Consider the following 13,110-nt stretch of genomic DNA (forward strand, 5'->3'; position numbering starts at 1 on the left):
CGCTGCGCCCCATGCGGTACCCGGAGTTCTACGACCGCTACCGGGACGCGATCAAGAACACCTGGACCGTGGAGGAGGTCGATCTCCACTCCGACGTGGCCGACCTCGCGAAACTCTCCGCCGAGGAGCAGCACCTCATCGGACGCCTGGTGGCGTTCTTCGCGACGGGCGACTCCATCGTCGCCAACAACCTGGTGCTGACGCTCTACCGGCACATCAACTCCCCCGAGGCCCGGCTCTACCTGTCGCGGCAGCTGTTCGAGGAGGCCGTGCACGTCCAGTTCTACCTGACGCTGCTGGACACCTACCTGCCCGATCCCGAGGAGCGCGCCGAGGCGTTCGCGGCGGTCGAGCGCATCCCGTCGATCCGGGAGAAGGCGCGGTTCTGCTTCCGGTGGATGGAGTCGGTGGAGGACCTCGGCGAGCTGCGGACGCGGGCGGACCGGCGCCGTTTCCTGCTCAACCTGATCTGCTTCGCGGCCTGCATCGAGGGGCTGTTCTTCTACGGTGCCTTCGCCTACGTGTACTGGTTCCGCTCGCGCGGCCTGCTGCACGGCCTCGCGACGGGGACCAACTGGGTCTTCCGCGACGAGAGCTGCCACATGGACTTCGCCTTCCAGGTGGTGGACACCGTGCGGGAGGAGGAGCCCGACCTCTTCGACGAGGAGATGGGGCGCCGGGTCACCGCGATGCTCCAGGAGGCCGTGGAGGCCGAGCTGCAGTTCGCCCGCGACCTGTGCGGCGAGGGCCTGCCCGGTATGAACACCGCGGCGATGCGTGCGTACCTGGAGTGCGTCGCGGACCAGCGGCTCGTCCGGCTGGGGCTGCCGCCGGTGTACGGCTCCCGCAACCCGTTCTCGTTCATGGAGCTGCAGGACGTGCAGGAGCTGACGAACTTCTTCGAGCGGCGCCCCTCCGCGTACCAGGTGGCGGTGGAGGGAGCGGTCTCGTTCGACGACGACTTCTGAGCGAGCGCTGCCGCCGTCGCGGTCGGCCGGTCGATCGGTCGGTCGGTCGGTCGATCGATCGGTCACGTGAACGTGCCGGGCGGGGGGCTGCCTCCCCACCCGGCACGGGTCGGTGCCGACGGTCCGCCGCGGTCAGATCCCGCAGCTGGAGGCCGACCAGAAGCGGCTGGAGCGGTGGTCGAGGTGGGTGTGGTCGTTGTGGCCGGGGTAGCCGGGGCCGAGGATGCCCCGGAAGCCGTGGTAGCGGGCCTGGCGGGCCAGCGTGCACAGGGAGTGCGACCCCGAGCCGAGGTCGACCCCGTCACCGTAGAGGTGGCGGCTGTTCGACGAGCCTCCGACGGCGCTGTTGCAGGCGTAGGAGCGGAAGCCGCTGGTGACGCGGATGGGCTGGTCGCCGAGCGCGTGCCGCATGGCCTCCAGCTTCCACATGCTGCGCTTGGCGTTCTCCCGCGCGGTGGCCGCGCTGACGGCACCGCCGCTCCAGGTGGAGTTGCAGCGGTTCAGCTCCGCGAAGTCGAAGTGCGCGGGTGAGCAGTCGGCTTCCTGGAGGGCGTAGATCTTGCTGAAGGTCTGCGAGCCGGCGACGCCGTCGGCGGACAGGCCGTAGGCGGACTGGAAGCGCTTGACGGCAGCGGCCGTCGCGGGCCCGTAGGCACCGTCGATGGCGAGCACGTTGCCGTAGCCGGGGTAGCCGGCCACGCGGATCTGGAGTTCGCGGACGTCGGCGCCGGAGTCACCCTGCCGGAGCGTGCGGTTCCACGTGTAGCAGGCGTCGGCGTGGGCCGTGCCCGCCGTGGCGACGGTTCCGGTGATACACGCCGCCGCGAACATGACAAATGCAAGAACGGTTCTGACCAGTCGTCTGCGCATGACTGAAGAGCGTGGCCGAGCCGGTTGTACCCGTCAACAACGACGGGGGAATGCCAATGGACCGCCCTCTGACGGTACGTCAACGCAACCTGCGGGTCAGACCGTCGACGCGGGCGGCGCGGACCGGCCGGCCCTGCCGGGCCGGTCCGCGAAGGGCCTGCCTACGGGTTCGGCACCGTCTCGTAGCGCGGGGTCGACTCGGCCATCTGCTTCAGCACGTCCTTGCGCTCCCGCTTGGAGAGCCGGTCGATGTACAACCGCCCGTAGAGGTGGTCCGTCTCGTGCTGGAGGCACCGCGCGAAGTAGCCGGTGCCCCGCACGCGGATCGGCGCGCCGTGCACGTCCTGACCGGTCACCTCCGCGTAGTCGGGGCGGGCCAGCTCGCTGTAGGCGCCCGGCACCGACAGGCAGCCCTCCCCGCTGTCGTCGAGCCGACGCCGCTCGGCGGGCAGTTCGACCGGCACCGGGTTGCACACGACGCCGACGTGACGCACGCCGTCGTCGTCCGGGCAGTCGTAGACGAAGACCTTCAGGTCCACACCGATCTGGTTGGCGGCCAGGCCCACGCCTTCGGCGGCCCGCTGGGACGCGAACATGTCGTCCACCAGAGCGGCGAGCTCCTCGCCGAACTCCGTCACGTCCCGGCACTCACGGTGCAGTACCGGGTTGCCGACGACGGTGATCGGCCGGGCCGTGCCGCGCTCGCGGTGCGCCTGCTCCCGGGCCTCGCAGTCCTCGGTGTCGACCACGAACTCCGCGCCCGCCGCGTCCTCGGCGCCCGCCGGCTCCGGCCGGGTGTCCTGCTGCTGGCTCATGCCGCCGTTCGCCTTCCTCACAGCCTGCTCTTCCGCCCTACAGGGTACGGGGAGCCGGGCGTGCCGCCGCCCGCACCGTGGGCTTCCGGCCAGGCCGTGCGGACGGCGTCAGCAGACCTCCTCCAGATCCCGCCACTCGCGGGTGTCCGGGCTGTCGGCCACCCAGCTGTCCAGCAGGCCCCGGACGAGCGACGCGGGCGCGGCCAGGCCGCACTCCCGCTCCGGCGTCCACACCTGCCCCGGGCCCCCGGCCGTCATATGCCCGAGCGGGCCGGGCTGGCCGGGCTCGCTGTGATCGTGCGGATCGTGCCGGGGGGCGGTGCCGTCGCCCTCGTCGCTCGGCATCCGTGACTCCGAGCAGGAGCGGCACAGCAGGCGCACGGACGACGACCAGTCCTCGGCGGCGAAACCCGCGTCGGCGGCGAGCTGCTCCAGGGCCTCCCGGTCCGCCTCGGTGGCCGCCTCCAGCAGGACGACCCACGTCGGGACGGGCGAGGGCGCCCACAGCTCTATCTCGTCGAAGACCGGGAAGGCCGTGGGCCGCCCGGCGCCGCCCAGCGTGCGCTCCCCGTGCGGGACGCCGTCGTGCAGCACCACCTCGCCCCAGCGGCGTCCGGACGAGGGCAGCGGGATCGACTGGACGGCTATCCGCGCCGGGTCCAGGCGACGGCCCCACACGACCTCCGACTCGCCCTCCGGGGAGAGCCGCAGCGCCGCGCTGCCCAGCTCCATACCGGTCGGCTCGCCGGTGGCCCCGGCGTCGGCCGCGTCCGTGGGCACCTTCAGCCCGTACGCCTGCCAGGCACGTCGGGCCAGCGGCCAGTCCTGCAGCGCGGTGGCGGCGATACCGACGTTCCACCAGTCCGGGGCGCCGGCCGCCCGCTCCAGCAGGGCGACGGCCCGCAGCCCGGCGGTGCGCGCCTGCTCCCAGTCGTGCCGGAACTTGTGCAGCAGGGCGAGGTTGAACCAGGACTCGGAGAGCCACGGCTCCATGTCGGCGGCGCGCGTCAGCAGTTCGCCCGCGTCCTCGTACCGGCCGTCACCGATCAGGGTGAACGCGCGGTCGGTGGCCAGCCGCCAGTCGGTGGACGGCCGGTGCCGTGCCCTGCCGAAGATCTTCACGATGATCCCGCCTGATTCCCGCCTGTCGATGGTGGCGTCTACCGGTCGAGGGCGCCGCGTGCAGGGGCCGTGGGGAGCCCTGCGGAGCTCTGCCCCCGCATCCAACCATGCCCGCTCCCGCACGTGCTCATTACCCGGCGGCCGGACCGTTCCTCACGGGTTTCCGGTCATTACACGGTCAGCTTGCTCCAGCCGCACGCGGGACGCGACAGGACATGCGTCGGACGGGGAGGGCCTCGGCGCGGCGGGACGCGCGGGGCGGCACGGCACCCGACGGGAGGGGCGTCCTAGGCCCCGGGCGCGGCGCATGCGGCCGAACGGGTACGTCAGCGCAGGTGGGGACGCACGGGGGACGCCGGCCCGGCTCCGCCCTCGTCGCCCGGCTCGGTGGCCGGTGCGCCGTGGACGAATCCGGAGGTGTCCAGCACCGCCTGGTCCGGCACGGTCTCCCCCGCCCGGATCAGGTCGATCCGCCCCATCACCTTCGAACGCAGATCCGTGGGGACGTCGTCGTGGCCGCAGCAGCGCTTGACGAGCTTCTTCACCGCCTGCTCCAGGCCGTACTTCTCCAGACACGGAGAGCACTCGTCGAAGTGCTCCGCCAGCTTCTCGCGATCGGCGTCCGGCATTTCCTGGTCCAGGTACTCGTACAGGTGGTCCAGGACCTCTGAGCAGTCCGTCTCGTGCGGATCTCCGCAGCTCATGAGTCCGAGCCCTTCCGGTCGTGCGCTTCGTCGAACCCCCCGGAACCGGCCGTCGCCGCTGCCGCTCCCGCGGGGACGAGGCCACGCTCGCGCGCGTAGTCCTCCAGCATCCCCCGCAACTGGCGGCGGCCGCGGTGCAGCCGGGACATCACGGTGCCGATCGGCGTACCCATGATGTCGGCGATCTCCTTGTAGGCAAAGCCCTCGACGTCCGCGAGGTAGACCGCGATGCGGAACTCCTCCGGCACGGCCTGGAGGGCCTCCTTCACATCCGAGTCGGGCAGGTGGTCCAGCGCCTCGGACTCCGCCGAACGCAGACCCGTGGACATGTGCGACTCGGCACGGGCCAACTGCCAGTCCTCGATCTCCTCCGCCGCGCTGCGCTGCGGCTCCCGCTGCTTCTTGCGGTAGGAGTTGATGAAGGTGTTGGTCAGGATGCGGTACAGCCACGCCTTGAGGTTGGTGCCCTCACGGAACTGGTGGAACGAGCCGTACGCCTTCGCGTACGTCTCCTGCACGAGGTCCTCGGCGTCCGCCGGGTTGCGCGTCATGCGCAGCGCGGCGGAGTACATCTGGTCGAGAAAGCCGAGGGCGTCCCGCTCGAAGCGTGCGTTGCGCTCGGCATCGGTCTCCCGCGGTAGGCGCTCCGTACCGTCCTCGGTGCCCGTGACCGGACCCACCTCCTCCGTAGCGGCCGCGAGCCCTTCGTCGGACCCGCTCGAACCGGAGAATAGACGACGTTCCACGTCATTCGCCGCCTGAACCCTCACGGCACCGGCCAGCGCGAGCGTGGCCCAGTCCATGTCGACGGCCTGGGGACGCTGCGGGCAAGCGACTGAACCCATGGGGGCGGCTTCCTCTCCTGGTGCCTCGGTGACGCCGTGCGGTCGGGCGCCCGGCCTTCCGGCCCGGCAATCGGTCACAACAGCGACACCGCCGGGATCATTCCCGGCCCAGCCAGCGGGTCACGGCGTCCACGATCAGCGCGGTCGCTGCGTCCTGCCCGGACGACCCCGGCTGCCCGGCCTTCGCCCGCCGGGGCACGGCGAACCCGTGGTCGGCGGCGGGCACCTCGACGATCTCCGTCCCGGCCGGGAACTCCTCCGGCCGCCCGAACGGGTCACGCCCGCCCTGGACGACCAGGACCGGCACCCCGGCGCCGAGCAGCTCCTCCGCCCGCGACTTCTCCGGCCGGCCCGGCGGGTGCAGCGGGAAGGACAGCGCGACGACGCCGACGGCCCCCAGCCCCCGGGCCGTGCGACACGCCACCCGGGCCCCCGCGCTGCGGCCGCCCGCCACCACGGGCGGTCCCTCGGCGGCGAGCTCTGGCCACAGGGCCGTCCAGGCCGCGTCCAGCGTCTTCGGGGCGGGCGCCACCTTCCGGCCGGCCACCCGCCAGGGCTGCTCCACGAGGGCCACCGTCACCCCGTGGGCGGGCAGGGCCGCCGCCAGGGCCGCAAGGTCCCGGGCCTCGATGCCGCCTCCGGCGCCGTGCCCGAGGGCCAGGACCCGGCGCGCACCGGGCGCCCGGTGCCAGGTGACGCGGGCGGGCCCGGCGGGCGTCGTGATCTCGCTGACGGGGTGCTCGGGGCTTTCGGTGGGTTCCTGGCCGCTCATGCCGCCATCAGACCACGGCACACGCGGCCCGCCCCCTCAGAACAGCGTCTCCTCCTCGGGAGCCTCCAGCTCCCTCACCAGTTCGGGGGAGTTGTTGCGGACGTTGCTGACCTCCGTGCTCACCGGGTAGGCGCGGTGCCGCCCCGTCGGCAGGCCGCCGAGCAGTTCCCGCAGCTCGCCCTCGTCGTGGCGCGCCGGGTCGAGCCAGGCGTCCCAGCGGTCCGCCGGGAGGGCGACGGGCATGCGCGGGTGGATGTCCGCGAGCGAGCGCGGCCCGTCCGGCGCGGCGCCGGGCAGCTCCGCCGTCTCGGCCTCCGTGGTGATCACCGTGCACGTCACCCACCAGGCCCGGGGGTCGTCCTCCGGGCGCGTGGTGTCCTTCCAGAACTCGTAGAGCCCGGCCAGCGCCATGACCGAGCCGTCGACGGGGGTGACGAAGTAGGGCTGCTTCCTCGGCCGCTTCCTGCGGCCCTTCTGCTCCAGATCCAGCTCGCCCTTGCCCGTCACCCACTCGAAGTACCCGTCGGCGGGCAGCAGGCACCGGCGGGAGACGAACGCGCGCCGGAACGCCGCCTTCTCGTGCACCGTCTCGGCCCTGGCGTTGATCATCTTGACGCCCAGCTCCGGGGACTTCGCCCAGGACGGCACCAGCCCCCAGCGCAGGACGCGCAGTTGACGCACGGGCTCGCGGCTCTCCGCGCCCTTGAGCGGGCGGTCCAGGACGGCGTGGACGTCCTTGGTCGGTGCCACGTTCCAGTCCGGCGCCAGCGTCTCCTCCGGCTCCCACTTGCGCACATCGAACAGCCCGACCAGGTCCTCCGGGCTCCGGCTCGCCGCATACCTACCGCACATGTCGCACCACCCCTCCGGCCTGCAAAAACCCTAAACCACGCCACCCGGTCGGCATTCCCTGATCTCTTGTGCGCGAGCCTCCTGCAGCCACCCAGGCCTGGCAGACCCCTGTGGAGCGCGATTGAGACCGACCAGTGACGTAGGTGGTGAGGCGACCAGTCGTGCCACAAAGTCTTCACCATAATGCGGAAGCGCACAAAGCCATCAGAGGTGGTCGTCAGAGTGCCGGTGGGGCCGGAGCACGCCTTGCTCCCGTGGTTCGAGTACCTGCGTTCCTTGCTATGCGGCGGCGGTGAGCTCCCGAACCCGCTCGTTGAAGTCTGCGACCAGCCGATGGCTGCCGAAGGGGGTCATGCGCACCTGAAGGTCACGCACGGCTTCGACAGCACGCGATGACTTGACCTGCTTGGTGAGGTTAAGAGTGCGAACACCGGCCGCGTGAGCTGCCTCCAAGTCGTTTCGCTGCAAATGTGATACAGCGAGCGCGGCTTGGGACATGGCTCCGCGCCGAGCCCGCTTCTGGCGCCGGGCGTGGACGATGGACTTCCGCGCATGCTCATCCGCGGAGTGCGCGTCGCCGAGGTCCCGGAAGGTGTTGGCGTGCTCCCCGTGCAGGTAGGCCGAGTCGATGAATGCGGCCCACTCCGGCTCGTTCGTCGGTCGGGCCTTCTCGTACGCCTTCTCGGACTCGACCACTGCGTGGGCTGCGGCGGTCTTGTCGTTGAGCAGTGCGAGGGCTCGCGCCTCCAGGCACCAGAGGTCCGCCAAGCAGGCTGGCGAGTCGACCTGGGCCAGTCCGAGGCGCCCGGCCTGGGCCAGGCGTCGTCCTTCTGCCGGGTCGCCGAGGAGCGTGGCCTGGTCCGCCATGCCGGCCAGCACGTGTGCGCCGAGGGCTGCATCACCGGATTCCTCGGCGAGACGCAGGGATTGGATCAGGTACCTCTGAGCCAGGCCCTGTTCGCCGTTGTCGTAGGCCATCCATCCGAGCAGGTAGGTCTGTTCAGCAGCGGCCTCGCACAGCGCTCGTCGCACGTCGTCGCTGTGAGCGCGGCGAAGGAGCGGGTAGACGTGATGGCTCATGTACTCGGCGAGGATGAGGCGACCGTGGCCGCCGCCCTGGAGCACGTCCATCTTCTGGAACTCGCCGAACATGTTCTTCACCGCGGTTACGTCTTCGAGACGGACCCGGGGACCGGTCTTCGGCTTCTGGTCCAGGACGTTCATCAGCCAGTCGCGTGATGGACCCACACCGGCGAGGGCCGCGAACGGTGCACATGCAAGGAAGTTACGTCGATCCACGTCAGCTCTCCCGAGATCTGCGACTACCTCCACGGTAGCCGCGTACGAAGAGTTGTACACGAGTGCCCGTTCCGTGCCGCCGCCTTCACCCAGTCCGAGATCGTACGTCGTGAGTCGATATCCGAAGTGATCGGAGAAGACCGCCGCGATGATGTCGGGTAACGGCTGACGCGGAATCTGGCCCTCCAGCCAGAAGCGCACACGCGTCGTGTTGGTGGCGACATGAGGCTCGTTCCACAGCAGAGCCTTGGCTTTCACGCGTCGTGCCAACTCGCCACGGCTAAGCCCTGAGCGGTCGAGCCACCTCTCAAGCTGGTCGTTCGTCATACACAGCCCTCCCGTGACCTTGGGCGACGGAATCGACACCCTTCGACACCCCTGAGCACGGTACCGCGCAACTCCCCAATGGAGTTGGCTAGTTGTGAGCCAAGCCGGTCGCCGGGATGGTCACCCAGATCGGCGGCGCCTTCCCTGCGTCTCCTGGGGGAAGGCGCCGCTTTCCAGCTCTTCGGAGGCATCCGTCATGCCCACGCTCGTCACTCGCTTTGTTCTCACGGCTACGAAGAAGGAGGTTGCCCATGCCCGCCGCAAGGTCGTCGAAAAGGTCCGAGCGTAGGGCAACTCTCTCGACGACGAAACGGCCGAAGCTATCCGGCTGGTCGCCTCCGAACTCATCACCAACGCCATCGTGCACGGGGAGGGCCCTGTCATCGTTGCCCTCTGCCACCACCGGGGCAACTTGGTCATCGACGTCACCGACAGCAACCCCACCGGCCCCCAGGCAAGTTGCTCAGACGAGAGAGAGGAGACCGGGCGCGGGCTCGCACTTGTCGAGTTCTTCGCGACCCGATCCGGCTGGGAACCCTGCGAAGGCGGCAAGCGGGTGTGGGCGTCGATCGCGCTCCCGAAGCCGACGCCGACCATGCGAGCCGCCGTCCTGCGCCGGCTCTTCTCTGCCCGGCAGAGCCCTCGTGTCAGAGCCGTCCCCGAGTCGCTCACCCTGGCGGTCTCTTGATGGCGGGGCATCCTTTACGTCCGTCGCCGCTTCCCGACCCCGATGTCGTGTTCCGGCCGACGCGTCGGGACATCGACCCAGCCACGGGCGAGGTCACCGCACACGCCCTGTGGGATCGCCACAACTGGGAACCGGGCGGGTGCTGGCTCTGGTGTGGCCGTGCGGACGTCGAGGTCACGTGGATCGGCCCGGTCCGCTCCAGCGGCATTCACGCGGCCCTCTACTCCTGTCGCGGGTGCCTGTACGAGCTGGACCAACGAGTCCTTGAAGTCAACACACGCAGAGACCGCGCCGGCCTGTGCGCACCGGCGTCGCGCCAGGCGCGCTGAGGCGAACCGAGCGCACGCAGGACTTCCCGCTGGATCCCCAGTGGGAGAACCGAAGAGGAAGGAGCACAAGGTGGCAGAAAGCGAGACGCCGTCAACGGCCCGCAGCGGCCTTCTGGTGGCCGTGGAAGAGCTGACCGCCGTCCACGACCGGTACGACAGCCTCCGGTCCGACAACGCCGGGAGCTCCGGCGACTCGCCGTGGCCGGGCGGTGACGGCAACCTGCACGACGGCGAGTAGCGGCAGACGGCGGGGGTCCGGGCGATCCGCTGCGCTGGGCCCCCGCTCCGCCTGATTCACCTGGTCGAACTCTCATGAGGAGGCAGTGATGGAACACCGGTTGGTCGGCGCCATCGAGACGGCGCTTGGATGGAGCGGTGCGGAGGCTCTCGGCAAGGACTTCGCGCGGGGAAGCATGGAGCACCCGGAACTGATCTCCCGCGTCCTGACCCCGAACCGCATGCTCGACATCGCCATGCGCAGGAGCCTGAACCGACCGCAGTTCCGGGTCTTCCGCGAGAGCGAAGAGGTACACCCGGCCATCTACTTCACCGACAGCATCAGCCCACGTGGCCAGAGCATCCCCATGGTCAACATGCACAGCCTGGCCCGGCTCCTGCGCGAAGGAGCCACGGTCATTCTCGACCAGGCCAACGTCTTCGACCCGACCATGGAAGTCGCCTGCCGGGCGTTGCAGTGGTGGACGCACGAACGCGTACAGGTCAACGCCTACCTGACGACGAACGAAGCGTCCGGCTTCCCGCTGCACTGGGACGACCACGATGTCGTCGTCGTCCAGCTCGCCGGCGAGAAGGAGTGGGAGGTACGCGGAACCTCTCGGGCCGTGCCCATGTACCGCGACGCCGACCCCAACAACACCCCGAGCGAGGAGATCATCTGGGCCGGGGCCATGAAGCCCGGCGACGTGATGCACATCCCCCGAGGGCACTGGCACCAGGCGACACGCAACGGCCGCGGATCGGGGAGCAGCCTTCACGTCACGTTCGGGATCACCAAGCGCACGGGCGCGAACTGGCTCGCGTGGCTGGGCGACTGGTGCCGCGAGCACGAGATTTTCCGGCACGACTTGGACCGCTGGGACGGGGCCGGCACTCAGGCCCTCCGCACCGCGGCCACCCGGTTGATCGACGAGAGGCCCCCCGCTGACTTCCTGGCCGCCTACGAACAGGCGATGCCGCTTCCCAGGCACGTCCCTTTCCTGGAGATCTTCGGCCAGCTCGACGCCACAGTGTGCACGACCCACTTCCCTCCACAGCTCCGAGAGAACCAGGACACGGTCGAGGTGTTGGCCTCGGGGAAGAAGCTCACGTTCGCAGCCAAGGCCCTGCCGTCGCTACGCCTGCTCCTGAGCGGCAAGCCGGTCCCACTGGCGCAGGCGGCGACCGTCGTCGGCGCCGACGTGGTGGAGGTCGCCGACATCCTGGTGAAGGAGGAGATATGCGCGGCCCTGACCCCCGAGTTGTCCTCGGGCTACACCGGTCTCGTCACGAACGCCGTCTGCTGACCGGAGCGCTCGACCTCGGCGTCACGGCGATCGACACCAGCACCAACTACCTCGGCTTCCACTCACATCGCACCTTGGCGCGGATGGCCGGTGACCTCCTGCCGAAGTTCACGGTCTCGACGAAGGTCGGCTACTTCCCGACGCCGAACGGAGCGGAACACTCTCTCGACCCCCTTCGGCTGCACCGGGCCGTGGAACAGACGGTCCGGGACCTCGGACGAGAGCCGGATGTGGTGTTCCTACACAACCCGGAGCACTCCCTTCAAGAGAGCCCCTCTCACAACCGGGACGCCCTGGCTCAGGCGTGCACTGCCCTCGACGACGCCACACTGAACGGGCTGTGCGGTGCCTGGGGCGTCGCATCCTGGGACCCGTCACCGCTACCGGAAGTCGTCGACGCGACCATGCCGAAACCGTCCGTGCTCATGGTCCGCGTCGGCCTGTTGGTCGGCATCAGAACGCTTGAAGCCGCAGACGCGCTGTCGGCGGCGTGGGGCGTGGACGTCAGAACGAAGTGGGGCATGAGCCCCTTCGGAGGGTCCACGAACTCCTCCGTGTGGGACAGGATCGACCCTCGCGTCTTCCTGCGAGACGGCAGTGACCTCACACGCGTGCAGGCGGCCTTCCGCGCCGCCTACCACCTCCCGCAGGTGGGCACGGTTGCCGTGGGCACCGATGAACCCGCCCACCTGAGCCAACTGATCGACGCCTTGACCGAGGAAGTCGATGAGCAGGCGATCGACGAGTACCGACACCTTCTACGGGACCGGGTACGCGCTCAGCCGGCCTGAAGCTCCGCGACGACGCGCTCCGCCATACGGCGCGCGGGGTCCAACCGAGGGTCCTCCGGGTGAGCATCCGGCCCGAGAATCTTCGAGCACACGAACAGTGTCATCAGCTTGCCGTCCCGGCTCCCGAAATCGCGACGCCGCTCCTGCCGGACGCGGTCCGCAAGAGCCGGGACAGCAAGGGAGCTTCCCCACAGTGAGGCGGAGTCCAGCCCTCGCGGTGCGTTCCCCCAGTCCTCCCAATCGAAGAGACTGAACGTAGGCGCCGTCATGTTGGCCCAGTTCAGATCGGCATGGGCCGGCACCCAGCATTCAGCGGTGGTGTCGAAGTCGTCAGAGAACGCGCTGCGGATTGACTCGGTGACGACGGCCTGAGTGATGGTGACGGTGTCCGGCGTAGCGACTCGCCTCGTGACCTGCGCCGCGAGCGCGTCCAGCGAAGCATTGGCCGCCTCCCACCACTCATCTGTCAGCTTCGGGGTCTCGCTCAACACCGCAGTGCCGATGGGCGCCCCCGGCAAGAGCTCGGTCTCGTCAGCCCGCCACATCACCGGCTCGACCGCGTCCCGCCAGACAACACAGCCCTGCCATACCGGCTGGGCGATCCCCTCCAGATGCGCGGCGCACTCGGCACCGTTCCAGCCCTGAACGCCGATCTTGTCGAGCCCCCGCCTCTCGATACGCACCCACGTATCACGGTCCGTCCGAGCACCGACGGATCGCCGCTTACGGACAACGGTGTCCAGGTCCAAGAGGACCTGAAGGGACCGCTCCACTCGATCGAGAACGTCGTCAACCGGTTCAACCCGCAAGTCGACGGCACGCGCCGAAGGTACCGAGAGCGTCATAGCGACAACCCTAGCTGCGCGGGTTGCTCACCGAGAGGCCGTTCATGCGGCACCCTGCTCGGGACCGCAGTAGCGCGGACCCCCGGATGACTGCGGCGATCTGATCGATCTCCGCCTTCTCGAACAACTCCTCCGTATTGCGAGGGGCGAGCGATCCGAAGGGGGACTCGTGCAGAGCCCCAACGTCAATGGTGCCGTTGCGCGCTAGGTAGTCGATGATCATGTCGACGCAGGGCGACTGGGCGCTGGTGAAGGTGCCGAAGCGGTTGGGAAGGTCAGCGGGCTCCACCGACAGTACGGACGGGCTCGACCAGGTGGGGCCTGATGCCCGGGAGTCAGCGATGAGTCACCACGGGTACG

General features: G+C 69.7%; 15 protein-coding genes. 5 read left to right on the forward strand and 10 right to left on the reverse strand.

The features are described from left to right. Nucleotides 1–11 precede the first annotated feature (11 nt). A complete protein-coding gene (locus V6D49_RS07250; protein WP_340563757.1) occupies nucleotides 12–968 on the forward strand; it encodes a ribonucleotide-diphosphate reductase subunit beta in 957 nt (318 codons plus the stop codon). 132 nt (nucleotides 969–1,100) lie between these two features. On the opposite strand, the gene V6D49_RS07255 is transcribed toward V6D49_RS07250, so the two are convergent. From V6D49_RS07255 to V6D49_RS07290, 8 genes are all read right to left on the reverse strand, one after another. After that, a complete protein-coding gene (locus V6D49_RS07255; RefSeq protein WP_340558128.1) occupies nucleotides 1,101–1,838 on the reverse strand; it encodes a D-Ala-D-Ala carboxypeptidase family metallohydrolase in 738 nt (245 codons plus the stop codon). A gap of 161 nt (nucleotides 1,839–1,999) precedes the next feature. Beyond that, the gene (gene def, locus V6D49_RS07260; RefSeq protein ID WP_340558130.1) at nucleotides 2,000–2,653 is read right to left on the reverse strand and encodes a peptide deformylase; all 654 of its coding nucleotides are present in this window, start codon (nucleotides 2,651–2,653) and stop codon (nucleotides 2,000–2,002) included. A gap of 108 nt (nucleotides 2,654–2,761) precedes the next feature. After that, the gene (locus V6D49_RS07265) at nucleotides 2,762–3,775 is read right to left on the reverse strand and encodes a tetratricopeptide repeat protein (RefSeq protein ID WP_340558132.1); all 1,014 of its coding nucleotides are present in this window, start codon (nucleotides 3,773–3,775) and stop codon (nucleotides 2,762–2,764) included. Between the two features lie 326 nt (nucleotides 3,776–4,101). After that, nucleotides 4,102–4,479, reverse strand: a complete 378-nt coding sequence (gene rsrA / locus V6D49_RS07270) for a mycothiol system anti-sigma-R factor (protein ID WP_340558133.1) — start codon at nucleotides 4,477–4,479, stop codon at nucleotides 4,102–4,104. Then, entirely contained in the window at nucleotides 4,476–5,159 is a 684-nt protein-coding gene (locus V6D49_RS07275; RefSeq protein ID WP_445330625.1) for a sigma-70 family RNA polymerase sigma factor, read from the reverse strand. Before V6D49_RS07275 ends, rsrA begins: the two co-directional genes overlap by 4 nt. Before the next feature lie 262 nt (nucleotides 5,160–5,421). Beyond that, nucleotides 5,422–6,096 (reverse strand): alpha/beta hydrolase family protein, encoded by a 675-nt coding sequence (locus tag V6D49_RS07280; protein WP_340558136.1) that lies wholly within the window; start codon nucleotides 6,094–6,096, stop codon nucleotides 5,422–5,424. 36 nt (nucleotides 6,097–6,132) lie between these two features. Next, nucleotides 6,133–6,948 carry an SOS response-associated peptidase gene (locus V6D49_RS07285; RefSeq protein ID WP_340558138.1) on the reverse strand — a complete coding sequence of 272 codons (816 nt, stop codon included), beginning with the start codon at nucleotides 6,946–6,948 and terminating at the stop codon, nucleotides 6,133–6,135. A gap of 279 nt (nucleotides 6,949–7,227) precedes the next feature. Then, nucleotides 7,228–8,574, reverse strand: a complete 1,347-nt coding sequence (locus V6D49_RS07290) for a transcriptional regulator (RefSeq protein WP_445330479.1) — start codon at nucleotides 8,572–8,574, stop codon at nucleotides 7,228–7,230. A 358-nt stretch (nucleotides 8,575–8,932) separates the two neighbouring features. On the opposite strand from V6D49_RS07290, the gene V6D49_RS07295 reads away from it, so the two are divergent. From V6D49_RS07295 to V6D49_RS07310, 4 genes are all read left to right on the forward strand, one after another. Continuing rightward, complete coding sequence (locus tag V6D49_RS07295) at nucleotides 8,933–9,262, forward strand: ATP-binding protein (protein WP_340563762.1); 330 nt, start codon at nucleotides 8,933–8,935, stop codon at nucleotides 9,260–9,262. Nucleotides 9,263–9,661: 399 nt separating this feature from the next. Then, on the forward strand, nucleotides 9,662–9,829 hold the full coding sequence (locus V6D49_RS07300; protein WP_340558140.1) for a hypothetical protein: 168 nt from the start codon (nucleotides 9,662–9,664) through the stop codon (nucleotides 9,827–9,829). A gap of 88 nt (nucleotides 9,830–9,917) precedes the next feature. After that, on the forward strand, nucleotides 9,918–11,114 hold the full coding sequence (locus V6D49_RS07305; RefSeq protein ID WP_340558142.1) for a JmjC domain-containing protein: 1,197 nt from the start codon (nucleotides 9,918–9,920) through the stop codon (nucleotides 11,112–11,114). Then, the gene (locus V6D49_RS07310; RefSeq protein ID WP_340558144.1) at nucleotides 11,048–11,905 is read left to right on the forward strand and encodes an aldo/keto reductase; all 858 of its coding nucleotides are present in this window, start codon (nucleotides 11,048–11,050) and stop codon (nucleotides 11,903–11,905) included. Before V6D49_RS07305 ends, V6D49_RS07310 begins: the two co-directional genes overlap by 67 nt. Here V6D49_RS07310 and V6D49_RS07315 read toward each other — a convergent pair. Next, on the reverse strand, nucleotides 11,893–12,750 hold the full coding sequence (locus V6D49_RS07315; protein ID WP_340558146.1) for a hypothetical protein: 858 nt from the start codon (nucleotides 12,748–12,750) through the stop codon (nucleotides 11,893–11,895). The two genes, V6D49_RS07310 and V6D49_RS07315, sit on opposite strands and share 13 nt — an antisense overlap. A 10-nt stretch (nucleotides 12,751–12,760) precedes the next feature. Next, entirely contained in the window at nucleotides 12,761–13,039 is a 279-nt protein-coding gene (locus tag V6D49_RS07320) for a hypothetical protein (protein WP_340558148.1), read from the reverse strand. Nucleotides 13,040–13,110 lie beyond the last annotated feature (71 nt).

Source organism: Streptomyces sp. GSL17-111 (assembly GCF_037911585.1).
Lineage (GTDB): Bacteria > Actinomycetota > Actinomycetes > Streptomycetales > Streptomycetaceae > Streptomyces.